At 74.2% G+C, this 26,083-nt stretch carries 21 protein-coding genes and 1 pseudogene; 9 read left to right on the top strand and 13 right to left on the bottom strand.

What is annotated here, in order from left to right; translation table 11 throughout:
- Positions 1-10 precede the first annotated feature (10 nt).
- From ACN27A_RS21615 to ACN27A_RS21605, 3 genes and pseudogenes are all read right to left on the bottom strand, one after another.
- Positions 11-643 (bottom strand): phosphoribosyltransferase, encoded by a 633-nt coding sequence (locus tag ACN27A_RS21615; RefSeq protein WP_132235514.1) that lies wholly within the window; start codon positions 641-643, stop codon positions 11-13.
- A pseudogene (locus ACN27A_RS21610) lies at positions 633-1,957 on the bottom strand (glycosyltransferase 87 family protein); the annotation flags it as partial. The gene ACN27A_RS21615 and the pseudogene ACN27A_RS21610, both read right to left, overlap by 11 nt.
- Positions 1,958-2,022: 65 nt before the next feature.
- Positions 2,023-4,494, bottom strand: coding sequence for a putative bifunctional diguanylate cyclase/phosphodiesterase (locus ACN27A_RS21605; RefSeq protein WP_421456335.1), 2,472 nt, complete (start codon positions 4,492-4,494; stop codon positions 2,023-2,025).
- On the opposite strand from ACN27A_RS21605, the gene ACN27A_RS21600 reads away from it, so the two are divergent.
- From ACN27A_RS21600 to ACN27A_RS21575, 6 genes are all read left to right on the top strand, one after another.
- The gene (locus tag ACN27A_RS21600; protein ID WP_421458749.1) at positions 4,448-4,579 is read left to right on the top strand and encodes a hypothetical protein; all 132 of its coding nucleotides are present in this window, start codon (positions 4,448-4,450) and stop codon (positions 4,577-4,579) included. The genes ACN27A_RS21605 and ACN27A_RS21600 overlap by 47 nt on opposite strands.
- A 496-nt stretch (positions 4,580-5,075) precedes the next feature.
- Positions 5,076-8,150, top strand: a complete 3,075-nt coding sequence (locus ACN27A_RS21595; RefSeq protein ID WP_421456332.1) for an AfsR/SARP family transcriptional regulator — start codon at positions 5,076-5,078, stop codon at positions 8,148-8,150.
- 313 nt (positions 8,151-8,463) lie between these two features.
- Positions 8,464-8,955, top strand: a complete 492-nt coding sequence (gene moaC, locus ACN27A_RS21590; protein ID WP_357577733.1) for a cyclic pyranopterin monophosphate synthase MoaC — start codon at positions 8,464-8,466, stop codon at positions 8,953-8,955.
- Positions 8,952-9,422 carry a MogA/MoaB family molybdenum cofactor biosynthesis protein gene (locus ACN27A_RS21585; RefSeq protein WP_421456329.1) on the top strand — a complete coding sequence of 157 codons (471 nt, stop codon included), beginning with the start codon at positions 8,952-8,954 and terminating at the stop codon, positions 9,420-9,422. Before moaC ends, ACN27A_RS21585 begins: the two co-directional genes overlap by 4 nt.
- A gap of 82 nt (positions 9,423-9,504) precedes the next feature.
- On the top strand, positions 9,505-10,764 hold the full coding sequence (locus ACN27A_RS21580; protein ID WP_421456326.1) for a molybdopterin molybdotransferase MoeA: 1,260 nt from the start codon (positions 9,505-9,507) through the stop codon (positions 10,762-10,764).
- A complete protein-coding gene (locus ACN27A_RS21575; RefSeq protein ID WP_421456323.1) occupies positions 10,761-11,210 on the top strand; it encodes a molybdenum cofactor biosynthesis protein MoaE in 450 nt (149 codons plus the stop codon). Before ACN27A_RS21580 ends, ACN27A_RS21575 begins: the two co-directional genes overlap by 4 nt.
- Positions 11,211-11,226: 16 nt before the next feature.
- Here ACN27A_RS21575 and ACN27A_RS21570 read toward each other — a convergent pair whose 3' ends face one another.
- On the bottom strand, positions 11,227-12,669 hold the full coding sequence (locus tag ACN27A_RS21570; RefSeq protein WP_132235524.1) for a glycosyltransferase 87 family protein: 1,443 nt from the start codon (positions 12,667-12,669) through the stop codon (positions 11,227-11,229).
- 215 nt (positions 12,670-12,884) lie between these two features.
- Positions 12,885-13,430, bottom strand: a complete 546-nt coding sequence (locus tag ACN27A_RS21565) for a DoxX family protein (RefSeq protein WP_357577737.1) — start codon at positions 13,428-13,430, stop codon at positions 12,885-12,887.
- Positions 13,431-13,555: 125 nt separating this feature from the next.
- Here ACN27A_RS21565 and ACN27A_RS21560 point away from each other — a divergent pair, with 125 nt between their 5' ends.
- Positions 13,556-14,110, top strand: a complete 555-nt coding sequence (locus ACN27A_RS21560) for a GNAT family N-acetyltransferase (RefSeq protein WP_421458559.1) — start codon at positions 13,556-13,558, stop codon at positions 14,108-14,110.
- A 65-nt stretch (positions 14,111-14,175) separates the two neighbouring features.
- On the opposite strand, the gene ACN27A_RS21555 is transcribed toward ACN27A_RS21560, so the two are convergent.
- The 3 genes from ACN27A_RS21555 to ACN27A_RS21545 all read right to left on the bottom strand — a co-directional run bounded on the left by ACN27A_RS21555 (position 14,176) and on the right by ACN27A_RS21545 (position 17,096).
- A complete protein-coding gene (locus ACN27A_RS21555; RefSeq protein WP_421456320.1) occupies positions 14,176-15,417 on the bottom strand; it encodes an AAA family ATPase in 1,242 nt (413 codons plus the stop codon).
- A 141-nt stretch (positions 15,418-15,558) separates the two neighbouring features.
- On the bottom strand, positions 15,559-16,044 hold the full coding sequence (locus tag ACN27A_RS21550; protein ID WP_421458558.1) for an LppU/SCO3897 family protein: 486 nt from the start codon (positions 16,042-16,044) through the stop codon (positions 15,559-15,561).
- Between the two features lie 509 nt (positions 16,045-16,553).
- Positions 16,554-17,096, bottom strand: a complete 543-nt coding sequence (locus ACN27A_RS21545) for an LppU/SCO3897 family protein (RefSeq protein ID WP_421458557.1) — start codon at positions 17,094-17,096, stop codon at positions 16,554-16,556.
- A 227-nt stretch (positions 17,097-17,323) separates the two neighbouring features.
- Between ACN27A_RS21545 and ACN27A_RS21540 the strand changes: the two genes are divergently transcribed.
- Together ACN27A_RS21540 and ACN27A_RS21535 are read left to right on the top strand one after the other, a co-directional pair.
- Positions 17,324-18,352 carry an EamA family transporter gene (locus ACN27A_RS21540; RefSeq protein ID WP_421456317.1) on the top strand — a complete coding sequence of 343 codons (1,029 nt, stop codon included), beginning with the start codon at positions 17,324-17,326 and terminating at the stop codon, positions 18,350-18,352.
- Positions 18,353-18,361: 9 nt separating this feature from the next.
- Positions 18,362-19,084 carry a prepilin peptidase gene (locus ACN27A_RS21535; RefSeq protein WP_421456314.1) on the top strand — a complete coding sequence of 241 codons (723 nt, stop codon included), beginning with the start codon at positions 18,362-18,364 and terminating at the stop codon, positions 19,082-19,084.
- A 133-nt stretch (positions 19,085-19,217) separates the two neighbouring features.
- Here ACN27A_RS21535 and ACN27A_RS21530 read toward each other — a convergent pair whose 3' ends face one another.
- The 5 genes from ACN27A_RS21530 to ACN27A_RS21510 form a co-directional block, all read right to left on the bottom strand.
- Positions 19,218-22,412 carry a UvrD-helicase domain-containing protein gene (locus tag ACN27A_RS21530; protein WP_421456311.1) on the bottom strand — a complete coding sequence of 1,065 codons (3,195 nt, stop codon included), beginning with the start codon at positions 22,410-22,412 and terminating at the stop codon, positions 19,218-19,220.
- A 100-nt stretch (positions 22,413-22,512) separates the two neighbouring features.
- Positions 22,513-23,757 carry a metallophosphoesterase gene (locus ACN27A_RS21525; RefSeq protein ID WP_421456308.1) on the bottom strand — a complete coding sequence of 415 codons (1,245 nt, stop codon included), beginning with the start codon at positions 23,755-23,757 and terminating at the stop codon, positions 22,513-22,515.
- Between the two features lie 13 nt (positions 23,758-23,770).
- The gene (locus tag ACN27A_RS21520) at positions 23,771-24,010 is read right to left on the bottom strand and encodes a MoaD/ThiS family protein (RefSeq protein WP_151454019.1); all 240 of its coding nucleotides are present in this window, start codon (positions 24,008-24,010) and stop codon (positions 23,771-23,773) included.
- Between the two features lie 134 nt (positions 24,011-24,144).
- Positions 24,145-25,158 (bottom strand): GTP 3',8-cyclase MoaA, encoded by a 1,014-nt coding sequence (gene moaA / locus ACN27A_RS21515; RefSeq protein ID WP_421456305.1) that lies wholly within the window; start codon positions 25,156-25,158, stop codon positions 24,145-24,147.
- On the bottom strand, positions 25,155-26,069 hold the full coding sequence (locus tag ACN27A_RS21510; RefSeq protein WP_421456302.1) for a fructosamine kinase family protein: 915 nt from the start codon (positions 26,067-26,069) through the stop codon (positions 25,155-25,157). The genes moaA and ACN27A_RS21510 overlap by 4 nt, the downstream gene beginning before the upstream one ends.
- Between the last annotated feature and the right edge of the window lie 14 nt (positions 26,070-26,083).

The following is a 26,083-nucleotide window of genomic DNA, read 5'->3' as shown; positions in this document are numbered from 1 at the left end:
CCCGGTCAGGTCACGCAGTCGCTGTCAGCGCTTCCGTGACTTCGGAGTCGGCGACCTCGTGGAAGTCCTCGTAGTAGGTGCTCACCGCCATGAACTCCGGCGGGTGCTGGGCGCAGACGACCTGGTCGGACTCGGCGGCCAGCATCTCGTAGGCCTCCTGGGAGCCGACCGGGACGGCGACCACGACCCGGCGGGCGCCGAGGTGACGGGCGACCTGGACGGCGGCGCGGGCGGTGGCCCCGGTGGCCAGGCCGTCGTCGACGATCACGGCGGTGCGCCCGGTCAGGTCGAGCGGCGGCCGACCGGCGCGGTAGAGCCGTTCCCGTCGTTCGAGCTCGGCCTCCTCGCGGCGGACGACCTCGGCGACGTCGTCCTCCGTGAGCCGACTGGCGACGACGTCGTTGAGGACGCGCACGCCGCCGGGGCCGAGCGCGCCGAAGGCCACCTCGGGCGCCCACGGCATGCCGAGTTTCCGGACGACCAGCACGTCGAGGGGTGCGCCGAGCCGCTCGGCGACCACCCGGGCCACGGGCACGCCGCCGCGTACCAGCCCGAGGACGATGACGTCCGGTGCGCCGATGAGTGCGGTGAGCCGTTCGGCGAGCGTCCGGCCCGCCTCTTCGCGGTCGCGGTAGGTGGTCATGCCTCAGGTCTACGCCGTGTCGCCGGCCTCCGCCCGCCGGTTCGCGGAAACCGGGGGGTGCAGGGCGGGGGCCCACGCGAGGAGGGCGAGCGGGTAGAGCAGGTAGCCGAAGCGGGTCGTGGGCATCAGCAGGATCGCGGCGAGCAGGCCGTACCCGCAGATCAGGGCGGTGGCGGCGGCGGTGCGGGGCGGGCGGCGGGCGAGCCGGACGGCGATGGCCAGGCCGGCGGCGAGCAGGAGGGCGACGGCGACGGCGCGGCCGGCGGGCAGCGCGGTGGCGATCAGGTGGCCGGGGAACGGAGACTGGGCGGGGCTGGTCACCAGGCCGTGCCCGAGCGGGAAGCGGAGCACGTTCTCGACCAGCGCGTCGCGGTCGACGAGCAGGGCCGGCAGCAGCGCGGCGGCGGGCACGCCGATCGCGCCCGCGGCGACCCGCAGGCCGGCCCGCCGGGTCAGCCCCCAGATGATCAGCACGAGGGCGACCGGCCAGGCGAAGAGCTTCAGCGCCCCGGCCAGGCCGACGGCGAGACCGGCCCGGCCCGGCCGGCCGGCGGCGGCGAGGGCGAGGGCGAGCAGGCAGAGCGCGAGTACGGGCAGGTCGTCGCCGCCGGTGGCGAGGGTGAGCGCGCAGATCGGGAGGACGGTGGCGGCCTGTACGCCCCGGAGCAGGGCGGCGCCGGTGTGGTCGTCCGCCCTGCGGCGTATGCCGCGGGTGAGGGCGCGGACGGCCAGGGCGAGCGCCAGCGCGGTCCCGACGGCGAACCAGACGCGGGCGTCGGTCCACCAGGCGTCGACGGCCGCCCGGGGCAGCCCGAACAGTGCCATTCCCGGCTGGTAGGGGGTGTAGCCGAGCAGTTGTTCGCCGGATGGCAGGGCGGCGATCGCGTCGTGCCCGAGGTACGGCGTGCCGGTGTCGACGAGCCGCCGGCCGGACTCCTCGACGACCAGCACCTCCTCCTGCGCCCGGTCGGTGCGTCCGCCGGCCCGTTGGATGCTCTGCCAGGCCAGCGGCAGCAGGGCGGTGGCGAACCAGGCGAACCCGGTGACCGCCCAGCGGGCCCGCAGCCCGGCCGCCGGCGTTGCGGGCTCGCGCCGCCGCAGCAGGAGCTGGCCGGTCGCGGCGAGGGCCGCGAGGAGGTATCCGATGGCGGCGACGGCGCCCCAGGCCCGGTGCGGGAGCAGGGTGGACGTGGCGGCGGTGATCGCGGCGAACGCCGCCGACCCGGCGTACAGGCCGAGGTCGAGGGCGAGGCCGCCGGCGGCGGAGTCGAGGCGCTGCCAGCCACGGCGGCGGGCGGTCGGGGCGGCGGTCACGCGGGCCAGTCTGGCAGCAGGTGCGCGTCGCCGCGTCAGGTGGGCGGACGGCGCCTGCCGCCGCGTCAGGCGGGCAGGTGGCGGTCGGTGCGGCCGCGCCCGCCGGGCCGGCGGCCCGGGGCGAGCCGGATCACGGCTCCGGCGTCGTGCAGTGGAGGGGCGAGGGTGCCGGGGCTGCCCCCGGAGCCGCGCCGGAACGCCGCGAGGAGCGTGCCGGCGGGCACCGGCCGGGCGAAGAGGTGCCCCTGGCCGGCCGTGCAGCCCAGCTCCCAGAGGGCCCGGCGCTGCGGCTCGCTCTCCACGCCCTCGGCCACCACGTCGAGCCCGAGGCTGCGGCCCAGGTCGAGGGTGGAGCGGATGACGGCGGCGGCCTCGGCGGAGGTCTCCATGGCGGTCACGAAGCTGCGGTCGATCTTCAGCTCGTGCACGGGGATGCGGGAGAGCAGCGACAGGGAGGAGTAGCCGGTGCCGAAGTCGTCGAGCGCCAGCCGGACCCCCTCGTCGCGCAGCCGGCTGAGCACCCGGTCGACCACGTCGAGCTGGCTGAGGGTGAGCGTCTCGGTCAGCTCCAGCACCAGCCGGTCGGGGGGCAGGTCGTGGGCCCGCAGCCGGGCCAGCACGGAGCCGGGGAAGCGGGCGTCGAGGAGGCTGCGCGGCGACACGTTGACCGCCACGGGCACGTCGAAGCCGGCGTCCCGCCAGCTGCCCGCCGCGAGCAGGGCCTGGTCGAGGATCGCCTCGGCGAAGGCGGGGAGCAGGCCCGAGCGTTCCACCGCCTCCAGGAAGCGCAGCGGGTCGATCATCCCGTGGGTGGGGTGGTGCCAGCGGGCGAGTGCTTCGGCGCCGGTGACCCGGCCGGTGCCCAGGTCGACGATGGGCTGGAAGTTGACGGTGAACTCGTGGTCGGCGACGGCGCGCGGCAGTTCGCCGCCGAGGGTGAGCCGGCCGAGGTCGGCGGTGTCGCGGGTCGGTGCGTACGTCGAGGTCCGCTGACCGGCCCGTTTGGCCTGATACATCGCCACGTCCGCGCGGCGCAGCAGCTCCGGCATGCCCCCGGTGGCGGGTGCGGCGGCGATCCCGCCGCTCGCCTCGACGCTGATCCGCATGCCGTCGAGGTCGAACGGCTCGTGCAGCGTGGCGAGCAGGGTCTCCGCGCGGTGCGCGGCCACCGCGGGGGCCGGCAGGCCCCGCAGGAGTACGGCGAACTCGTCGCCGCCGAGCCGGGCCACCAGGTCCCCCTCCTGGGCGGCGTCGCGCAGCCGCTCGGCGACCTGCACCAGGACGTGGTCCCCGGCGGCGTGCCCGAGGGTGTCGTTGACCTCCTTGAAGTGGTTGAGGTCGATCAGCACCAGCGCGGTCACCCCGTCGGCGTGCCGGGTGTCGAGCTGTTCGGTGCCCTGGTCGAGCAGGTGTCGACGGTTGGCGAGCCCGGTCAGCGCGTCGTGGGTGGCGGCGTACGCGTGCTCGTCGGCGACCCGGGCCAATTCGGCGTACGCCTGCGCGTTGCGCACCGCCGTGCAGAGCGCCGAGGCGAAGGTGCGCAGCGTGTACTGCTCCCGCTCGGAGAGCTGCACGGGCCCCCGGAACCGCAGCCGCAGTATGCCCACGTCGACCGTCCGGTCGTGCCCCTCCAGGGCGGCGGGGACCACGGTGCCGTCCACGGCGGTCGGCTCGCCGGCCGGCCCGTCGTACGTGATGGCGACGGCACCGCCGCGTACTGTCCGGCCGCCGTCGCGCAGCTCGATCTCCACCTCGTCGGCGGAGAACAGCTCGGCGGCCTGGGTGACCGCCGTGGTGAGGACCTTGTCCAGGTCGACCACGTTGAGCGCGTCGGTGGTGCGGGCCAGCCGCTGCCACGCCTGCTGCTCGGTGCGTCCGCGGACCCGGGTCGAGTAGGCGAGGTGCAGGCTGAGGACCAGGGGCGGTACGGCGAGCAGCATCAGCGGGTCGGCGCGGAGGATCAGCAGGGTGGCGAGGGCGACGAGGAACCGCACGCCGATGCCAGCCAGCCGCAGGTCGAGGTCAGTGCGGAACTGGTCCCAGGGCCGGGTGCCCGTGGCGACGGCGATCACCGGGATCGCGAGTACGTCGTCCAGGAGGGCGGCGACCACGTAGACGAAGCCGAGCTGGACGACCAGGCCCCCCAGGTCGGGTGCGGGCCAGCGGTCGGCCAGCAGCACGATCATCGCCGCGGCACCGCCTGCCACGAGGGTGTGTTTCGCGACTCCGAAGACGGTCTTGATGGGCGGCAGCCGGGTGACGGACGCGCAGGCCACTCCCGCTCCGGTCGCCAGGATCACCCAGGGCGCCGGGGCCACCGCCAGTCCGATGATGATGGCGGTCTCGACCCACGCGATCGCGAGGGTGTTCGATCGGATCCGGATCGGTGCCTTGACGACCGCGCCAAGGGCGGTCATCAAGGTGATGGCGACAATCGTCGCAGCGTCGCCTACGGAACGCGGTGGTGTGCGTAGGGCTGCGGAGAAGGCGATGATCGCGACGACGCTCGCTGCCGTCACCGCCGCGCTCACGAGCATCAGTAGGCGCGTATCGGTGTTCCGGCGACGATTCGTGGTCCTGCTCACCCCGCCTCACCTGTCGCTGACCGTCATTCCTCAATGACCGGCAGCGTACCCGGTGGGTTCTCTCCGCGGTAAGGCTCAGTTCCATTCGGTGCTGCGCATCGGACACTCCTCCTCGGGAGATCGGGCACCTGGATGCCGTTCCTGTGTTGAGGAGGAGCTTAAGAGCGTAAGGAGCCATTGCGAAGGAATAAATGTCGGTATGCGCGATATTAGCCAAGGCTGGTACGTCTTGTAACGTTCTGTCCATCCCGTCTGGACGGAGCGCGCAGGTGGAGCGTCCGCGAGGGGCGAGGGTTGCCGGCCTGTGCCTGATCATCCCAGCAGGGAAGGCGGATGTCTTCCGCTGGTCGAATTGCTTGGCGGTCCCACTCGTTCAGAGCCGCGCGAGCCGCGACCGACAATGGTCACGTCTACCACCTGTTGTGGCCGCGTTACGGTCATGGGCGGCAAAGCGGCGAATCGCTCGATATGCTGTGCCCTGCTCACCGACTTCTGATTGATCATTTGGATACGGAATCAGTCACGGGGGACTGGTGCGGATTTGCGTCCTGGGTGGCCTGACGGCTTGGCGACCCGAAGGGACCCTGCGTCTGGGCACTCCCAAACAGCAGGCGGTCCTCGCCATGTTGGCCGTGCAGCCTGGACGGCTGGTCACCACCGACGAGCTGATCGACGAGCTGTGGGTGGACGACCCACCACGTTCCGCCGTGCCGAACCTGCGTACCTATGCCGCCACGCTGCGCCGGACTCTGGGCTTGACCGGAGAGGGGCGGCCGTTCATCGTCCGGTCAGGCAGTGGCTACCGCTTCGACCTCGCGACGGACCGGGTTGACCTCATCTGTTTCAGTGCTGAGTACCACCAGGCCCGGACTCTGGCCCGGGCGGGAGAGCTGGCCGACGCGGATGCCCTATTGCGTCGATCCCTGGCCAGGTGGCGGGGATCGATGCTTGCCGGAGTCCCTCTCGGACCCGTACTTACCGCCCGGGCCGCCGCCGCCGAGGAGGAACGGCTCCTCGCGGGGGAACTGCTCGCCGAGGTACGCCTCAAGGCGGGGCAGCCGGAGCAGGCAATCCCGCTTCTGCGGGAGTCCATCGCCGCCAACCCCCTGCGGGAGCCGGCTCAGCTTCTCCTCATGCGGGCACTTCGGGAGCACGGCGATGCCGCCGGTGCGATCGCCGCGTACCACGCCGCAGCCCGTGCGTTGCGTCAGCAGCTCGGTGTCGGGCCCAGCTCGGCACTCCAGCGTCTCCATCAGGCGATCCGGCGCGGCGCCACGAACGAGGAGTCTCGACCGTTGCGGGTGGCACGGCTGCGCGGCGTCTCCATCGGGCAGGCCCGACTGGGCGGAATCCCGCCAGACGGAAGACACGGCTCGCGCGACTGGTTGCCCCGGTCCGTCGCCGACTTCGTCGGACGGCGGGACGTGGTGACGCGGCTGATCGAGGAAACCTGCCGCCCGCGGCCGGACAGCGCGGTGCACCTCATCGACGGTATGGCGGGTAGCGGTAAGACCACCCTCGCGGTTCATGTCGCGCGGCTCCTGTCGAAGGACCACCCGGACGCGCAACTCTTCGTGGATCTTCGTGGACACGGAGACCACAGTCCGGTGGATCCCACCTCGGCCCTCGTGACCCTTCTCCGGCAGCTCGGTGTCCCCGACGGACGTATCCCTTCCGACCTCGACCAGCGGGTGGAACTCTGGCGTGGTGAACTGGCCGTCCGCCGAACGGTCGTCGTGCTCGACAACGCCGCGGACAGCCAGCAGGTGAGTTCGTTGCTTCCCACAGCCGGCGGGTCCGTCGTGCTCGTCACGTCCCGTCGTCGGCTTACCGGCCTTGACCTGGGACCACCACAGTCGCTGTCGGTCATGTCGCTTCAGGAAGGGTTGGCCCTGTTGGCTGCCAGCGCGGGCGCCAAGCGGGTCGTGGAGGAACCGGAGGCAGCCGCAGAGGTCGTCCGACGGTGCGGACATTTGCCGTTGGCGATCAGACTCGTCGGATCGCAGCTCGCCCATCGCCCTGCCCGCCGGATGGCGGATCTGGCCCGTCGCCTCGCCGACGACGTTCCGGCGTTGGGTCACCTCGCGGTGGGCGACCGCACTGTCGCGGCGGCCTTCGCGGCCTCGTACGAGCCGCTCGAAGCTGAGGCGAAACGGATCTTCCGATTGCTCGGCCTCCATCCCGGCGAGCACGGCGCCGACATGGTGGCGGCCCTGGCTGATCTTCCCCTTGCCACGGCCTCACGTCTGCTGGACGAGCTGGTGGACTGCCACCTGGTCGAGGAGACCGAGGGAAACCGGTACCGGTTGCACGATCTGCTGCGGCTGTACGCGAGGGAACAGTCCCGCACGTCGGACCTGCCGGAAGCGCGCGAGGCCGCGGTGGGGCGTCTTCTCGACTTCACGCTGCACGCCGCGCTCCGGGCCGCCGAGGACCTGCACGAGGCGATCGACGTCCGCACCGAGATCGGGGTCGCAGATCCGGCCCGGCCGGATCTGCTCGAAGAGACGGAGGCGCGCGGAGCCGCATGGCTGGAGGAGGAACGAGCCAACCTCGTGTTGTTGGTAGCGCTGGCCACGGAGCACGGGCACCACGCATACACGTGGAAGCTCGCGCGGGTCCTGTGGCGCTTCTGCTACATACGACGGTACTTCGACGACATTCTGTGCACCCACGAACTCGGCTTGGCTGCCGCAAAATCGCTGGGCGACAGGTCCGCCGTGGTCTCCATGAGTAACTACCTGGCATCCGCTCTGGTCAAGACGGGGTCCTATCGGCAGGCGTCCGGTTATCTCGCCGACGCTGTCGGGCTGTGCCGAGAGATGAAGGACACCGCGCGGCTGGCGAAGATCCGGGCCAACCTCAGCGTCGTCCACTGGTTGAGCGGCAACTTCACCCAATCCGCCGCGCTCTCCGTCGAGGGCCTACGCGAGGGCCGCCAGGTGGAGGGATCCATAGCGAACTCGCTGCCGAACCTCGGTCTTGCCCTCACCTCGCTCGGACGGTACGAGGAGGCTCTTCGCTTTCACCGCCGGCACCTCTTCCAGGGCCGGGCCGTGGGTGACTACTTCCACATGGCAAACGCACTGAGCCACCTGGCGTCCGTCAGGGTCCGCACCGGCCAGTACGAGCAGGCGGTACGCCTGCTGAAATCGTCCCTCATGCTCTATCGGCGCACCGGCCATCGTTACGGTGAAGCCGAAGCGCGGAACATCCTCGGCGTGGCCTACCGTGGCTGCGGACTGTTCGATCAGGCGCGGCAGCAGCACGAACTTGCGCTCGAACTGTCGGCCGACTCGGGCGAGAGACACGCCGAGTGTGGCGCGCTGAACGATCTGGGTCTCACCCTCGCCCGTTCCGGCGACCCGGTCGGAGCCGCCGACGCGCACCAGCGGGCGCTTCGGCTCGCGACCCGCATCGCTCAGCCGTACGAGCAGGCCCGCGCGCTGACCGGCATCGCCGCGCTCCGTGCCGGCAGTGACCTCGCCGAGGCCCGGCGGCACTGGGAACGGGCGCTGGTCCTCTTCCGTCGCATGGACGTACCCGAGTGCTCCGAGGTGGAACGGCGCCTCGCGGAGACCGGGCCGCGGCCCGCGGAACGCCGCTGAACCACGGAGACCACTTATCGATTTCTTATCGCCGGTCCCGATAGCGTCCTGCGCGTTCGGCGACACGGGGGAGGTTCTGATCCGGGTCAGGACCGGTTCGTCGAGACTCCCGCCGTCGGGTCCCCCCAGTGACCTCAACGGCGGGCAGATGAGGGAGGAGCGGCGTGCGGCGAGGCCGCCGGGACGGCCGCACCACGGCCCGGTGACTGCCGCGCCGCTCCTCCCGAACGTCCGCAGACCGGCCCCGGACGGTGGCCGGGCGGGTCGGGCCGTGACGGGCGGTCGTGCGTACCGGAAAGATAGGCTCGCGAGCGTGACCGAACCCGCGCAGCTCACCCACGTCGATCCGGCGGGCGCGGCCCGCATGGTCGACGTCTCCGCGAAGGCGGTCACCGGCCGCCTGGCCGTCGCCGCCGGCCGGCTCCGCACCACGCCCGAGGTCGTCGAGCTGCTGCGCCGCGACGGGCTGCCCAAGGGCGACGCGTTGGCGGTCGGCCGGCTCGCCGGCATCATGGGCGCGAAGCGCACCCCCGACCTGATCCCGCTCTGCCATCCCATCGCCCTGCACGGCGTCACGGTCGACCTGACGCTCACCGACGACACCGTCGAGATCACCGCCACCGCGCGGACGGCGGACCGCACCGGCGTGGAGATGGAGGCGCTGACCGCGGTGGCCGTCGCCGGGCTGGCGCTCGTCGACATGGTCAAGGCGGTCGACCCGGCGGCCAGCGTCGACGCGGTCCGGGTGCTGCGCAAGGAGGGCGGCAAGACCGGCCTGTGGGTCCGCCCGCAGGAGCGGCCGTGATCCGGGCCCGGGTGGTCGTGGCGTCCAACCGCGCTGCGGCGGGGGTGTACGCGGACACCAGCGGCCCCCTGCTCGTCTCGGGCCTGCGCGACCTCGGCTGCGAGGTGGACGGGCCGGTGGTGGTGCCCGACGGCGAGCCCGTGGGCGAGGCGCTGCGCGCCGCCCTGGCCGACGGGATCGACGTGGTGCTGACCAGCGGCGGTACGGGGATCAACCCGTCCGACCGCACCCCCGAGGTGACCCGGGCGCTGCTCGATCACGAGATTCCCGGCATCGCCGAGGCGATCCGGGCGCACAGCCGCGACAAGGTCCCCGCCGCCGCGCTCTCCCGGGGGCTCGCCGGCGTCGTCGGTCGGATGCTGGTGGTCAACCTGCCCGGGTCGACCGGCGGGGCCAGGGACGGCCTCGCCGTGCTCGGGCCGATCCTCCGCCACGCCGTCGACCAGCTCCGCGGCGGCGACCACTGACGACGCGGGAGGGCCGCGACCAACCGGTGGGCGCGGCGCCGCTGACGGCGCGGCCGGCATGCCGCACCGTTAGGCTCGGCCGGTGAGCACGGAAACCGCCCCGGCCGCCGAGCCGGCCACCGCGCCCCCGCCCGCCGGCTGGGAGGAGGCCCGCTCCCGGGTGTACGCGGTCGGCCTGGCCGCCGCGCTCCCCGCCGTCAGCCGGCCGCTCGCCGACATCGACGGGCACACCCTCGCCGAGCCGCTGGCCACCCGTACGGACCTGCCCGCCTTCCCCACCTCCAGCGTCGACGGCTGGGCCGTGCGCGGCACCGGGCCGTGGCGGCCGGTCGGGCGGGTGCTGGCGGGCGGCACCCCGGCCCCGCTGACCGACGACGGGACGACCGTCGAGATCGCCACCGGCGCGATGGTGCCGGAGGGCACCACGTCCGTGCTGCGGGTGGAGGAGTCCCGTCGTACGCCGGAGGGCCTCGTCGACGGCACGCCGCGGCCGGCGCCGGAGTGGCGTGAGCCGGGCGAGGAGGCGTACGCCGGGGAGGAACTGGTCCCCGCCGGCACGCCGGTGGACCCGGCGCTGATCGGCCTGGCCGCCTCCTGCGGGCACGACAGCCTGCGGGTGCGGCGGCAGCCCCGCGCCGCGCTGCTGGTCTTCGGCGACGAGCTGCTGACCGCCGGCCCGCCCGGCGCCGGACGGGTGCGCGACGCGCTCGGGCCGGCGGTGCCGGCCTGGCTGCGCCGGTACGGCTGCCTGGTCCGCCCGTCGGACGTGGTCGGACCGGTGGCGGACACGCTCCCCGCGCACGTGGCCGCCCTGCGCGCGGCCCTGAGCACCGCCGACCTCGTGTGCACCACCGGCGGCACGATGCACGGGCCGGTCGACCACCTGCATCCCGCGCTGGAGGCGCTCGGCGCCGACTACGTGGTCAACACGGTGGCGGTGCGGCCCGGTTTCCCGATGCTGCTGGCGCGGCTGGCCGACGCCGACGGCCGGGTCCGGTTCGTCGCCGGGCTGCCCGGCAACCCACAGTCCGCCATCGTCGCCCTGGTCTCGCTTGTCGCCCCGCTGCTGGCCGGCCTGGCGGGCCGCCCGATGCCGGTGCTGCCGCACGCCACGCTCGCCGAGCCGGTGCGCGGCCGGGGCGGGTACACCCACCTGGCGCTGGTCCGGTTGGACCGGACCGCCGGCACCGCCCACCCGGTCCGGCACGTCGGCTCGGCGATGCTGCGCGGGCTGGCGGGCGCCGACGGGTTCGCCGTCATCCGCCCCGGCACCTCCGGCGAGCCGGGGGACCGGGTGCCGGTCGTACCGCTGCCGCTGCTGCCCGGGGAGCGTGCGTGGTGACCACGCCGACGGCCGACACGTCGGGCCGGTCCACGACGTTCGGCGAGGTCACCGACCGGCCGCTCGACCTCGCCGCGCACGAGGCGGCGGTCGCCGACCGCCGGGCCGGCGCGGTGGTCTCGTTCCAGGGGGTGGTCCGCGACCACGACCACGGCCGTGCGGTGACCAGCCTGGAGTACGAGGGCCACCCGAGCGCCGGGCGGATCCTGCGCGAGGTCGCGGCCGAGATAGCCGCCGACCCGGACGTGTACGCGGTCGCGGTGTCGCACCGGGTCGGCCCGCTCGCCATCGGCGACGCGGCCCTGGTGGCGGCCGTAAGCACCGCCCACCGGGCCGCCGCGTTCGCGGCCTGCGCCCGACTGGTCGACGAGGTCAAGGCGCGACTGCCGATCTGGAAGCGGCAGGTCTTCGCCGACGGCACCGAGGAGTGGGTGAACTGCCCCTGAGGGGCGGCCCACCCGGTCAGCGGCGCAGGCTCGGCGCGGCCTGCCGGCCGAACCGGTCGGCGTAGAAGGCCGGCTCGGCACCGGGACGCCACGGCAGGGCGGCGACCAGCAGGATCAGGGCCAGCGCCAGCGAGTTCTCCATCAGGGCGCCGAAGAGGCCGTCCTGGTAGTGCGACACCTCGGGGAGCTGGTGCTCGTAGGGCCAGATCGGGGAGACCAGGAAGAGCAGGTAGAGCCCGACGGCGGCGACGCCGTGCCGGAGCCCGGTCAGCGTCGGGTACCAGATCGGCGGGCGCAGCCCCGTCACCCCCGGCGGCCCGCCGTACCCGCCCTGACCGGCCCGCTGCGCCAACCCTCGGCTGGCCTCGCGACGGCGTACGGCGGCGTCGGCCAGCACGATGATCGCCGGGATCACCCAGACCAGGTGGTGCGTCCAGGAGATCGGGCTGATCACGTTGGCGGTGAGGCCGACCAGCGTGAACGCGGTCAGCTCGTCGCCGTCGGCGCGGGCGTTGACGGCGCGGGAGAGGCCGACCGCGAGCATCAGCACCGAGAACGCCAGCCAGAGCAGGCCGGGCGTCTCGATCGAGTCGTACAGCCGGGCCAGCAGCCCCGCCAGCGACTGGTTGGGCGTCATGTCGGCGGCCCCGACGCGCTCGGTCTGCCAGAGCACGCCGCCGAAGTAGGCCCGCGACTCGGTGCCGACGACCGCGAAGGAACCGACGGTCACCGCGATCACCGTGCCGATCGCGGTGGTCGCGGCACGCCACTGCCGCGTGATCATCAGGTAGGCGATGAACAGCGCCGGGGTCAGCTTGACGGCGGTGGCCAGGCCGATGCCCACGCCGGCCCACGCCCCGCTGTAGACGAAGCGCAGCAGCGGGCCGTCGGTCGGGGGGATGTGGGTGCCCCGGCGGGCCCGCCAGCGCAGGCCGATCAGGTCGGCCATGATCAGTGCGAAGAGGAGCAGGTTCACCTGGCCGTAGCCGAGGGTCTCCCGGGCCGGCTCGATGGCGACCGCCAGCGGCGTGGCGATCCCCACGGTGAACCAGAGGGGCCAGCCGAGCCGGTCGACGATCGGGCGGAGCAGCCCGGCCAGCACGACGGCCAGGGCGGCGATGCTGGCGAGCGCGTTGACCATCCCGGCAAGCTCGACAGGCAGGTGCGCCATCGGCAGCATCACCAGGCCGCCGAACGGCGGGTAGGTGAAGCCGAGGGTGGTGCCGGGTGCGATGAACTCGTAGAGCTCGTGACCGCTCGCCCACCACACCACCGCGCCGTGGTAGATCTTCATGTCGAAGAAGTTGTACGGCCGCCCGAAAGCACCGATGGCGAGCCATGCGGCATAGGCGACGGCGGCCACGATGCCAGCCCGTACGACTGTCCTACGATCGATCCCACGCGTTACGCGACGGACTGGGGCGAGGCGGTCCACCCGTCTTCCGACGGTCGCCGGCATGGCGTGGCCACCCCCGTACCAAGGTCGTCCTACCCGTCCAGGTCCTGCACGGAGCCTAGAACGGCGCCTCACGTTAATGCCTCCCGCGTTATGCGACCGTGTCCGATCCCACACATGTTTTTGACATTTCCACCGCGTTAACGCCTGTCGGGTGGTTCAGGTGATTCGCGGCGTTGACACGTGAAGGCCCGGGCGGGGGGAGGTATCGACGCAGGTCAGCCAGGCAGTCGACGGGCCGTCGCTGCCGATCGTACGGCGATCCGGGCCTCCCTGCGGGCGGTACGGACGGCTCGCTGCACGGAACGTCGGGAGTGGCCGATCCGGTGGCCCGTCCGCCACCGCAGCCCGGGCTTGCCGCCGGTGTCGGCGGCGGCGAGCAGCAGCCCGCCGAAGAGGCCGAGGTTCTTCAGGAAGTGGATCTGGTTGTTGCGCCGCGCCGCCGGGTCGTCGTTGTTCCAGAAGGGATGCCCGGCGAGGGTCACCGGGACCAGCGTACCGGCCAGGACCAGCGCCGCCGGCCGGGCGAACCGTCCGGTGGCGAGCATCAGCCCGGCGCCGACCTGCACCGCCGAGTTGACGCGGATCAGCGTCTCGGTGTCGGTGGGGATGCGGGGGTCGGTCTTCTCCAGCAGCGGAGTCACCCGGTCCGTCACGGGCTTCGCGGCCGGGACCAGCCGCCCGGGGTTCCGGAGGTTGGTGAACCCGCTGACCACGAAGATGCCGCTCAGCATGGCGCGGGCGAGGGAACGTACGGGTTTCATGGGTCAGTCATACCCCGTCGTCGGCCCGGCTACCCCCGCAACCGCCGATCCGGATCGGCGGACGTGCACCTCGCGCCACGCCGATTCGAGCGACCGTCGCTGATGGACGGCCCGTGAGGGGTAACGTGCCCCGCGTGACGACGCTGCGGCTGCGACCCGAGGACCCGGCCGACACCGGCGCGGTCCGGCGGGTGCTGGCCGGAGCGTTCGCCCGCCCCGACGTGACCACGCCGCCCGAGGTGGGGCTGGTCGAGGAGCTGCGGGACAGCGACGCCTGGCTGCCGGAGCTGGCAATGGTCGCCGAGTACGGCGGCGAGGTCGTCGGCTACGCCCTGCTCACCCGGGTCCGGGTCAAGTCCGACGACCACACCGCGCCGGCGCTGGCGCTCGGCCCCGTGGCGGTCGCGCCGCACCGCCGGCGGATCGGGCTCGGCACGGCGGTGGTGCAGGCCGCCATCGAGGCGGCCACGGAGCTGGGCGAGCGGCTGGTGGTGGTGCTCGGCGACCCGGGCTACTACCACCGGTTCGGCTTCGGCCGGGCCGACCGGATGGGCCTGACCAGCCCCTGGTCGGGTCTCGGCGACCCCTGGCAGGCGCTGGTGCTGCCGCCGGCCACGAGCGGCGAGGGTCCGCCGCCGCGCGGCGAGGTGCTCTTCCCGCCGCCCTGGTCCAAGGTCTGACGCCCACGCCGCACGCCGGCAGGTCCCCGCGTCGCCCCGACCGCCACGACGCTCGTCGCGGCCGGTCAGGCCGGTTGGGTACGCAGGTAGCGGCCGAAGTGCGGGACGGTGAAGGCCACCGTGCCGCGTTCACCGGAGTAGATCAGGCCCTTCTTGATCAGCGCGTCCCGGGCCGGGGAGAGGCTGGCCGGCTTGCGCCCCAGGGCCCGGGCGATCTCCGCCGTCGGTACGGCGGCGTCCATGTCGTCGCGGCCCCCGCCGTCGACCTCGCCCTCCACCAGGGACAGCGTGGCCATGGCCCGCATGTACTCGCGTTCGGCGGGGGTGGCCCGTTCGAAGCGGGAGCCGAAGAAGCCCACGGCCAGCTCGGCCTCGGCCTCGGGCGCGGCGACCCGTACGTCGGCGGCGGTTATCGGCGAGCGGGGCGCGTGGTCCCAGGTCGCCTTCCCGTACGCCTGGACGAAGTAGGGATAGCCGCCGGACTTCTCGTAGAGCAGGTCGAGCGCCTTCTGCTCGTACTCGACCTCCTCGCGCTCGGCCGGCGCGCAGAGCGCCTGGTCGGCGGCGATCCGGTCGAGCCGGTCGATGCGCTGGTAGCGAAAGAGCCGCTCCGAGTACGACTTGGCTGCGCTGAGCACGGCCGGCAGGTGCGGCAGCCCGGCGCCGACCACGATCAGCGGCGCGCCGAGCTGGGACAGCTCGTGGCAGGCGGCGCAGAGCGCGGAGACGTCCTCCGGGCCGAGGTCCTGCATCTCGTCGATGAAGATCGCGATGCCGGTGCCGACGTCGGCGCCCACCGCCGCGGCGTCGGTGAGCAGCTCGACCAGGTCGATCTCGATGTCGCCGGAGTCGGCGCGGCCGCTGGCGGCGGGCACGTCGATGCCCGGCTGCCACCGGTCGCGCAGCTTCGGGGCGGCGGTGCCGCGACCGGTCGGCGCGGTCCGCTGGGCGAACGCCTTGAGCACGCCGAGGAAGGCGTCGATCCGGTCGGGCGCGCGGTGCCGGGGCGCCAGTTCCCGGACGGCCATGTGCAGCGCGGCGGCGATCGGGCGGCGTAGCGACTGGTCGGGTCGGGCCTCGATCTTGCCGCTGCCCCAGAGGTGGTTGATCGCCTGGGAGCGGAGGGTGTTGAGCAGCACCGTCTTGCCGACCCCGCGCAGGCCGGTGAGCATCAGGCTGCGTTCCGGCCGGCCCCGGGCGATGCGCTCCAGCACGACGTCGAAGACGTCCAGCTCGCGGCCCCGCCCGGCGAGTTCGGGGGGACGCTGACCGGCGCCCGGGGCGTACGGGTTGCGGACCGGATCCACGCATCGCACAGTATCGGGCCGTCTAGCTGGGGGACTAGACATCCGTAGATGGGGCAACCGGCGTGTCGGGTCACCGGGATCGGTCTCGACACAAAACTAGGGCTGTCTAGCGTCCATGCTAGACAGCCCTAGTTTTGGTAATCAGCGCTTCTTCAGGCAGAGCACGTAGTCGAGGAAGTCCAGCGAGTTGTCGTGCACGTAGTTCGCGGTCGCCTCCGGGGCCCGGGTCTTGCACCGGTCGCCGTCCGCCGTACCCGGGATCCGCAGGAGCACCTCGTACGTGTTGGGGCCGCAGGGCACCTTACGCAGCTCGGCCTTGCTGGCCGTGCCGTCGTTGACCACGCAGTCGCCCTTGGCGAACACCTTCCTGCTGGGGCTCGGTGCGGCGGTGGTCGGCTCCACGCTGGGCTCGTCCGTCGGTTCCTCGGTCGGCCGGCCCGTCGGCTGGCTCGTCGGGCCGGCGGTGGCGTTCACCGTCGGGGCCGCGACCGGGTCGTCGTCGCCGGCCTGCCAGAATCCCCAGCCGGCGAGGCCGAGGCACGGGCAGAGCAGGAGCACCGCCACCAGGCCGATGATCAGCGCGACCTTGCCACCGCTCTTGTTCGCGGGCGGAGCGGCCGGCGGCATCGCGTACCCGCCGGGCCCCGGCGCCGGGGTGCCCCACTGGTTGCCCGGCGTGGGTGCCGGCCCGGCCGGCGGATACGGTCCCGCCTGCGGGTAGCCACCCTGGCCAGCCGGCGGCTGCACCCCGGGCGGCGGCGGGTAGCCGGCCCCGGATGAGGGCGGCGGGTAGCCCGCCCCCGAGGTGGGCGGCGGGTATCCGGCCCCGGAGGAGGGCGGCGGGGGGTAGCCCGGTTCCGGCGCCGGCGGCTGCGCGGGCTGGTTCCACGCCGGGTCCTGCTGGCCCCACTGCGGGGTGGCCGGCGCGTCACCCCCGTACGGCGGCTGGCCCCACTGCGGTTCGCCGCCGGGCTGCGGCTGACCCCACTGCGCGGCGGCAGGCGGCTGCCCCCACTCCGGCAGGGTCGGGTCGATGGGGGGCGGGCCGCCCGGGGTGCCGGGCGGGCGCTGGTAGGGGTCGTCCGGCTGTGCGGGTGATCCGTAGGTCGTCATCTCTTCCTCAGGGGTGCGGTGGCTCAGCGCTGCTTCAGGCAGAGCACGAAGTCGAGGGTGTCCAGCTCGCTGTCGAAGAAGTACCAGTTGGTGTAGCCGTCAACCTTGGCGCACTTCGCCGCGGCGTCCTTCTCACCGCTGGTCGCCCCGTCGATCCGGCGCAGCACCTCGTACGTCTGCGGCGCGCAGTCGCTGATCAGCAGCTTGGGCTTGCCGCCGGCCGGCCCGTCGTTGCGGACGCACTGGCCGGCCTTGACGAAGCGCGGATCGGTGGAGGACTCGGGGGCGGGTGTGCTCGGTGCGGCGGTCGTCGCGCCCGCCGGGGATTCCGGCGGGTCGGTCCGGGCGGCGGGCGCGGGGCCGCTCGGCGTGGCGGCGGGCTTCCTGTCGTCCTGGTCGAGCAGGTAGAGCGCCGCGGCCCCGCCGACCAGCACCAGCAACGTCACCGTGGCCAGCACCGCGACGACCGGGGCCGTCCGCCCGCGCCGCCGTCGCGGTGGCGGGGCGGGACCTCCCGCGTACGGGGAGGGGACGGCGGTGCCGTCGCTTTGGGCGGCGTACGGCACCGGGCCGTGCCCCGGTGAGGGCGGGCCGTACGCGTCCGCCCAGGGCTCCTGCCCCGCGGAACCGGCCGACGGACCGTACGACTCGTCGGGGTGCCGCCCGTGCCACGGGTCCGGGTCGCCGCGACCCGGTGCTCCGTAGTTCGCCATGCACGCCTCCCGTGCGAGTGGTGAGAGGCCGGCCACCAACCAGGGACGCCGACGCCGACGTCACCGTAGCGTGTCCACCGATGAGCCCACCTCCACCGAGTGCGCAGCCGCCCGTCGACGCAGGTACCCCGCCCGGCCCGGTCGCCGGGGCGGGTCGTACGGCTGCTGCCGCGCCTGCCCTGCTCTGGACCGCGCTGCTGCTGGTCTACGTCCTGTGGGGCTCCACCTACCTGGGCATCAAGATCGTGGTGGAGTCCATGCCGCCGCTCGGCTCGGCGGCCGCCCGGTTCGCCGCCGCCGGCCTGGTGCTGGCGATCGTGCTGCGGGCGCTGCGGGGGCGGGGCGCGCTGCGGGTGGACCGGCGACAGCTCGCCTCGGCCGCGCTGGTCGGGGTCCTCCTGCTGGCCTGCGGCAACGGACTGGTGGTGCTCGCCGAGTCCGGTCCGGTGGGGGTGGCGGTGCCGTCCGGGGTCGCCGCCCTGCTGGTGGCGACCGTTCCGCTGCTGGTGGTGCTGCTGCGTACGGTCACCGGCGACCGACCCCGGTCGTGGACGCTGGCGGGGGTGACGCTGGGCTTCGTCGGCCTGGTGCTGCTGGTGCTGCCGACCGGCGGGGCGGACGCCGTGCCGCTCACCGGGGCGCTGACCGTGGTCGCGGCGGCCACCTGCTGGTCGATCGGCTCCTTCCTCTCCGGGCGGATGCGGATGCCCGCCGATCCGTTCGTCGCCACCGTCTACGAGATGTTCGCCGGGGCGGCGGCGCTGGCCCTGCTCTCGGTGGGCCGGGGCGAGCTGCGCGGCTTCGACCCGGGCGCGGTGACCACCCGGTCGTGGCTCGCGCTCGCGTACCTGATGGTCGCCGGCTCGCTTGTCGCCTTCACCGCGTACGTCTGGCTGCTGCACCACGCCCCGATCTCGCTGGCCGCCACGTACGCCTACGTCAACCCGGTGGTCGCGGTGGCGCTCGGCGCGTTGTTCGCCGCCGAGCCGGTCACCGCGCGGGTGGTGCTCGGCGGCGCGGTCATCGTCGCCGGGGTGGCCCTCGTGGTGAGCACCGAGAGACCGCGACGTCCCGTCCGGGGGGCCACGCCGGAGCCGTCGCGCCGGTAGCGTCCGCCCGTGTCGACCGGGCTGCTGGCATGCGTGGCGCTGCTCGGCGCCCTGGCCGGCCTCGCCGCCCCCCGGGTCGCCCGCCACTTCACCGCCCCGCTCGCGCCGCGCGTCGCCGGCACCGTCCCGGACGTCCTGCGGGACGCCGGGTCCACGCCGCGCGTCGTCGAGGCTGCGCCGGGCGCGGAGCGCGTCGCCGGGGCGGTGCCGTCCGCCGGGTGGGGCGCGGCGGCGGGTGCGCTCGCGTTCGCCGGGCTCGCGGTGGCCCTGGGGGCGGATCCGGTGCTGCCGGTCCTCCTCGTGCTGGCCGCCGTCGGGCTGGTGCTCGCCCTGGTCGACCTGGCCTGCCTGCGGCTGCCCGACCCGCTGGTCGGGGCCGCCGCGCTGGTCGCCGCCGTCGGGCTGACCGGCGTGGCGGCGGCGGCCGGTAGCCCCGGGCGCCTGCTCGGCGCGGTGGCGGGGGCGGCGCTCTGCTTCGCCTGCCACGTGGTGCTGGCGCTGCTGCCGGGCTCCCGGCTGGGCTTCGGCGACGTGAAGCTCGCCGCCGTCCTGGGCCTGCCGCTCGGCTGGCTCGGCGGGTCGTCCCTGGCGCTCGGGCTGCTCCTGCCGCACCTGCTGCACGGTGTGCTGGTGCTCGGCCTGCTGGTGGCCGGCAGGGTGCGTCGCGACACCCCGCTCCCGCTGGGCCCGGCCCTGCTCACCGGCGTCTGGCTGGCTGCCCTGGCCGCCTGAGGCCGCCGCACCGACCGGCGCGCCGGCGCCTGACGGCCTGACGCCGCCCCGCACGGACAGGCACACCGGGCCGCCCTGACCCGCCTGAGCGGTCACCCCGCGGCCGGAAGGACCCACAGCCCGACGGGGTGGCTCAGATCAGGCGGAGCTGGCGGTCGCGGGGGCGGCGGGGCTCGGCCTCGCCGAAGCGCTCGAAGAGGCCCGGGTCGATGACGTCGAGGAACGGCGACGGGGCGCACTCGCGTTCCGTGCCGTGCCGGCTGCGGCGGGCTGCGTGGGTCACGTACAGCCGGTCCTGGGCGCGGGTCAGCCCGACGAAGAAGAGCCGTCGTTCCTCGGCGATCGCGTCGTCGTCGGGGGTGCTGCCGGGCCAGCGCAGGGGAAGCAGCCCGTCCTCGGCGCCGACCAGGAAGACCACCGGGAACTCCAGCCCCTTGGCGGCGTGCAGGGTGAGCAGGGTGACCGCCTCGGCGCGCGGGTCGAGCGCGTCCACCTCCGCGCCGGTGGCGAGTTGGGAGAGGAACAGCGGCAGGTCGTCGCCGCAGCGGCGGGCCAGCGGGGTGAGCAGGTCGACGGCCGAGCGGACGTCCTCCGGGCGTACCGCGCCGGCACCGTCCAGCGTGGGCACCGCGAAGCGCTCCGCCAGCACCTGACCGGCCAGCCGGACCCGGGCGGCCAGCGAGCCGTCGAGCCCGTCGGCGTGGCGCAGCTCGCGGGCGATGGCGGCCACCCCGGGCCGGTCCCGCAGCCGGTCGTGCGAGCGCTTCTGCACCGGGATGTTCGCCCGGGCGAGCGCGTCCACGATCGGTGCGGCCTGCGCGTCGGTGCGATAGAGCACCGCGATGTCGGAGAAGGAGAGTGCCGTCGACCGGCCGTCGATCCGCCCCGAGTCCAGGGACCGGTGGGAGAGGCCACCGACCAACTCGTCGATGGTGCGTACGACGAAGTCGGCCTCGTCGGCGACGGACGCCGCCGGGTAGCGACCCACCAGCGGGGCCTCCGGGTCGAGCCGGGCCGGGTCGAGCCGGCGGCCCCGCACCAGCGACGACGGCGCGATGGCCTGCACGGCGGCGGCCAGGATGGGCGCGGAGGACCGGTAGTTGCGGTTCAGCCGGACCAGCCGGGCGTCGGTGAAGTCCTGCGAGAAGCGCAGGAAGTAGCCGACGTCGGCGCCCCGGAAGGAGTAGATCGCCTGGTCCGGGTCGCCGATCGCGCAGAGGTTGCCGTCGGCGGGGCTGAGCAGGCGCAGCAGCTCGTACTGCACCTCGTCGACGTCCTGGTACTCGTCGACGAAGATCCAGCGCCAGCGGTCCCGGTAGTGCCGTACCAGCTTCTTGTCGGCCCGCAGCAGCGCGACCGGCAGGGTCAGCAGCTCGTCCAGGTCCACCAGGTCCTGCTTGCGCAGCAGCGCCGCGTAGCCGGCCTCGTCGTCGCCGGCCTCGGCGCGGGCCTCCGCCCGCTGGGCGTCGTCGGCGATCCGGAAGTCCTTCGGCAGGCCGGCGGCGTCGGCGTTCTCCCGCAGGATCGTCAGGCCCAGCGAGTGGAAGGTGCCGACGGTGACGTCCTCGGCGACCGGCCCGAGCAGGCCGTCGAGGCGGTGCCGCAGTTCCTCGGCGGCCCGCCGGGTGAACGTGATCGCCAGGCACTGCTCCGGGAAGACGTTCAGCTCCGCGCAGAGGTAGGCGATCCGGTGGGTCAGCGTCCGGGTCTTGCCGGTGCCCGGCCCGGCGACGATGAGCAGCGGACCGCCCGGCGCGGAGGCCGCCACCCGCTGCATCGCGTCCAGGCGGTCCAGCAGGCCGGTGCCGACCTCCTCCATGCCGGCCAGCATCGGCTCGAACGGCTCGTGCGGCGAGGGCGTGGGCGCGATCGGGGGCGGGGGCGCGGCCGGCGCGGCCTTGCGCTTCGGTTCGGGCTTGGCCGCCGCCGGGCGCTTGGCCCGGGGCTTCGGCGCCGGCTCCGCGGGGGTGCGCTGCGCCGGCACGGGTACGTCGAAGAGTGTCTCCTGGGCCCCGCCGGCGTTGCCGCCCAACTCGGCCGGGTCGAAGAGGGTGATGACGCCGTACTCGCCGTCGTAGCCGGGGACCCGGCGCACGTCGCCCCGGCGCAGCCGGCCGATGCCCTCGGCGAGCAGTTCCCCGCCGACCCGGCCGATCTCGTCGAGCGGCGTGCTGGTGAGGATCTCCAGCTCCGGGCCGAGGGCGGCGATCAGCTCGTGGAGCTTCCCCTCGACCCTCTTGGACCGGGCGCCCACCTTGTTGATCTCGCCGAGGATCTCGGCCAGCGGCACCAGGTGGGTGACGTCGGGGGCGTGCGCGGGGCGGTGCCCCGACGGCCGGTCGGCCAGCTCCTCGATCCGGCTCAGTACGCCGACGGTCAGCGGCTTGCCGCACTCCGGGCAGCGGCCGGCGGCGGCCCGGGTCTCCTCAGGCGACCAGTTGACCCCGCAGAGCCGGTGCCCGTCCGCGTGGTACTTGCCCTCCTCGGGGAAGAACTCGATGGTCCCGGCGAGCCCGTCGCCGGTGCGCAGCGCGTCCCGGATGGCGAAGTAGTCCCGGGCGGTGGCGAAGACGGTGGCCTCCCGGGCCAGCGCCGGCGGCGAGTGCGCGTCCGAGTTGGACACCAGCCGGTAGCCGTCCAGGCTGCCGACGCGCCAGTTCATCTCGGGGTCGGAGGAGAGGCCGGTCTCCACGGCGAAGATGTGCCCGGCCAGGTCGGCGTAGCAGTCGGCGATCGCGTCGAAGCCCGACTTGGAGCCCAGCGCGGAGAACCACGGCGTCCAGATGTGCGCCGGCACCAGGTAGCCGTCGGCGCTGGCTTCCAGGGTGATCTCCAGCAGGTCCCGGGAGTCCAGGCCGAGGATCGGCCGGCCGTCCGAGCCGAGGTTGCCGATCCGCCCGAGCGCCGTGTTGAACCGGGCCACCGCGTCCAGGTCGGGCAGGTAGATCAGGTGGTGCACCTTGCGGGTGCGGTCGTCCCGCTTGTAGATCGTGGAGATCTCCACGCTGAGCATGAACCGGACCGGGTCCGCCTCCGCCTCGCTCGCCAGCCGGGGCGGCAGCCGGCGGGCGATGTCCCGCTCCGCCTCCGGGCTGAGCCGGTGCAGGCCGGGCTCGGCCGGGTGCAGCGTCTCGCGGAGGTGGTCGTACCAGGCGGGGTGGGTGAAGTCGCCGGTGCCGAGCACCCCGATGCCCTTGCGCCGCGCCCACCAGCCGAGGTTGGGCAGGGTGAGGTCGCGGCTGCACGCGCGCGAGTACTTCGAATGGATGTGCAGATCCGCGACGAACGGCGGGACGCCGCCGGGGGGTGCGGGACTGAACGGAGGCACGCCGCATCCTGTCACGTCCGCGCCATTACCCACCCGTCGCCACGCACACCCGTGACCTGAGCATCCGGTGCTGGACAACGCCGGCCGCCCGCGCTATGGGTCAGCGGGAGCGCAGCTCCACCAGGGTGATCTGCGGTTCGGCGCCGACGCGGACCGGCGGGCCCCAGAATCCGGCGCCGTTGGTGACGTAGACCTTGGTGCCGTCGACCTCGCCGAGGCCGGAGACCACCGGCTGCTGGAGCTTCACCAGCAGGTTGAACGGGACCATCTGGCCGCCGTGGGTGTGCCCGGAGAGCTGGAGGTCGACACCGAACTTCGCCGCCTCCGTCGCCGCGACCGGCTGGTGGGCGAGCAGCACCACCGGGCGGTTCGGGTCGCGGTCGCCGAGCGCCGCCGCGTAGTCCGCCGGGGCCGCCAGACCGGTGCCGGCGGCGGTGACGTCGTTGACCCCGGCCAGGTCGAGCACGCCGCCCCGGGCCTGGATCTCCGTCCGCTCGTTCTGCATGACCCGCAGGCCGAGCCGGTCCAACTCCTGGACCCACTCCTCGACGCCGGAGTAGTACTCGTGGTTGCCGGTGACGAAGTAGCTGCCGTGCCGGGAGCGCAGGCCGCGCAGCGGCTCGGCCGCCTCGCCCAGCTCGGCCACCGAGCCGTCGACCAGGTCGCCGACGACGGCGACGATGTCGGCGTCCAGGCGGTTGATCGCGGCGACGATCCGCTCGGTGTGCGCCCGTCCGCGCAGCGGACCGAGGTGGATGTCGGAGACCGTGGCGATCCGCAGGCCGTCCATGCTGCGGGGGAGCTTGGCCAGCGGGATCTGCACCCGGTCGAGCTGCGGCGGGCCGAGGGCGGTGCGGATGCCGTACCCGGTGAGGCCGGTGGCGGTGAGCCCGGCGAAGATCGCCGTCCCGCGGGCGAGCAGCAACCGGCGGGAAGGGTCGTGGTCGGGCTGCGCGACGGCGTCGGCGGCCGGCGGGTCCGCCGGCCCGGCCGCTCCCACCATGGCGGGCTCGGGCGCGGCGGCGGTGGGCTCCGCGGCGGCGACCCGGCGACGCAGCACGAGCTTCGTCACCGCCATCGGCACTTCCAGCGCCACGAGCAGGACCAGCAGGTAGAACATGACGGCGAGCCAGAGGTAGCCCGGCCACGCGAGCCAGTAGAGGCCCGCCTGGGTGCCGGCCATGGTCGCCGGTACGAGCAGCGCGAGCACCAGGGCGGTGATCCCGCCGACCCGCCGCCAGCGGCCCGGGGCGGTGGTGTCCCGCACCAGGCGCTTCCAGAGGTAGAGGTGGATCAGGCCGGTGACCAGCGCGATGGTGGCGACGAACGCCAGTGCCGCCAGCATGTGTGCGCCTCCCTCAGCCGCCCGCGAAGGGCGGCAGGACGTCGATCGTGGCCCCGGCAGGTAGCGGTGCCCGCCGATCATGACAGGTCACGCCGTCGACCAGGAAACTCGCCGCCTTCAGGACGACGGCGAGCCGCTCACCGTGCCGGGCGGTCAGCTCCACGACGAGTTCGTCCAGGGACCGCCCGGCGGATGCGGTCTCCTCGGTCCGGCCGGCGGCGGCCCGCGCCCCGGCGAAGTAGCGGACGGTCACCGGCGCCCCGCCGCCGGCGTCCTGGGCGGGCGGCCCGGTGCGGACCGGGCGTGCCTGGGCCGGCGGCCCGGTGCCAGCCGGGCGTGCCTGGGCGGGTGGCCCGGTGTCGGCCGGGCGCATCGGTTCTGCCATGGTCAGCCTCCGATCGCGGACATCGGCCGGGCGGGCTGGAGGAAGGTCGGGTCGTCGATGCCGTGCCCGGCCCGCTTGCCCCACATCGCGGCCCGCCAGCGCCGGGCCAGCTCGTCGTCGTCCGCCCCGGCCCGCAGGGCGCCGCGCAGGTCGGACTCCTCGGTGGCGAAGAGACAGGCGCGCACCTGCCCGTCGGCGGTGAGCCGGGTGCGGTCGCAGTCGCCGCAGAACGGCCGGGTGACGCTGGCGATCACGCCGACCCGGGCGGGGCCCCCGTCGACCAGCCAGGTTTCGGCCGGTGCCGCGCCGCGCTCCGCCGGGTCGGGGACCAGGTCGAACTCCCCGCACAGGGTGGCCAGGATCTCGTCGGCGGTGACCATGGTCCGACGGTCCCAGCCGTGCTGGGCGTCCAGCGGCATCTGCTCGATGAACCGCAGCTCGTAGCCGTGGTCGAGGGCGAAGCGGAGCAGCCGGGGCGCCTCGTCGTCGTTGACGCCCCGCATCAGCACCGAGTTGATCTTCACGGGGGTGAGCCCGGCGTCGGCGGCCCCGGCCAGCCCGGCCAGTACGTCCGCCAGGCGCGGGCGCCGGGTCAGCCGGGTGAACCGCTCCGGATCCAGCGTGTCCAACGACACGTTCACCCGGTCCAGCCCGGCGGCGCGCAGGCCGGGGGCGAGCCGGTCCAGCCCGATGCCGTTGGTGGTGAGCGAGATGCGGGGGCGCGGCTCCAGCGCCGCCACGGCGGCCACGATGTCGGCCAGGCCGGGCCGGATCAGCGGCTCCCCGCCGGTGAACCGGACCTCGGTCACGCCGAGCAGGCGCACCGCGACCCCGACCAGCCGGACGATCTCGGCGTCGCCGAGCAGTTGCGGGCCGGGCAGCCAGGCCAGCCCCTCGGCCGGCATGCAGTAGGTGCAGCGCAGGTTGCACTTGTCGGTGAGGGAGACCCGCAGGTCCCGGGCGACGCGGCCGTACCGGTCGGCGAGGGCGCCGTCGGTCGGCGGGGCGGCGGTCACCCGTCGACGGTAGCGCGCCCGAGCCCGGCCAGGGCCGACCGGGCGGTACGGGCGACCGCATCCCGGTACGCCGCGCCGAACAGTGCGGTGTGCACCAGCATCAGGTGGAGCTGGTGCAGCGGCACCCGCTCCCGCCACCCGTCGGCCAGCGGCCACTCCTCCGCGTACGCGGCGAGGATCCGGTCCAGGTGCGGCGCGCCGCCGAAGAGGGCCAGCTGCGCCAGGTCGGTCTCGCGGTGACCGCCGTGCGCGGCCGGGTCCACCAGCCAGACCCGGTCGTCGGCGCCCCAGAGCAGGTTGCCCGGCCAGAGGTCCCCGTGGATCCGGGCCGGCGGCTCGTCACCGCCGAACTCGTCGATCCGCTCGACGACCTGCTCGACCAGGCCGGCCTCGGCGCCGGTGAGCGCGCCGCCGTCGACCGACATCCGGAGGTACGGGACGACCCGGGCCCGCGCGAACCAACCCGACCAGGGGCCGTCATCGGGCGTGTTGTCCGCCGGCAGCGCCCCGATGAAGCCGTTCCACCCGGCCCCGAAGGCCGACGCACCGGCCCGGTGCAGCCCGGCCAGCTCCCGGCCGAACCGCTCAGCCACCTCGGGCGTCGGCTCGCCGGGCTCGATCCACTCCAGCGCCAGCAGCCCGGGCAGCGCCACCACCACCTCCGGTACGGCGACCGTCCCGGCCTCGCGCAGCCAGCCCAGGCCGGTCGCCTCGGCGGCGAAGAAGCCCTCCGGCGCGGGCCTTCCGGCGGCCTCCGGCCAGGTCTTGGTGAACACCGAGTGCCCGTCGTCCAGCGTCAGCCGGGACGCGGCACAGATGTCGCCGCCGGCGACCGGCGTCTCCCGGATCCGCTGGTGGGTCAGGAAGGTCGGCAGGTGCTCCGGGTGCGCCCGCAGGTACGCCAGATCCATCTGCGCAAGGTAAC

Source organism: Micromonospora sp. WMMD737, from assembly GCF_049179055.1.
Classification (GTDB): domain Bacteria; phylum Actinomycetota; class Actinomycetes; order Mycobacteriales; family Micromonosporaceae; genus Micromonospora; species Micromonospora reichwaldensis.
The sequence above is the reverse complement of the archived record's forward strand: the minus strand, read 5'-3'. Positions and strand labels throughout refer to the sequence as shown.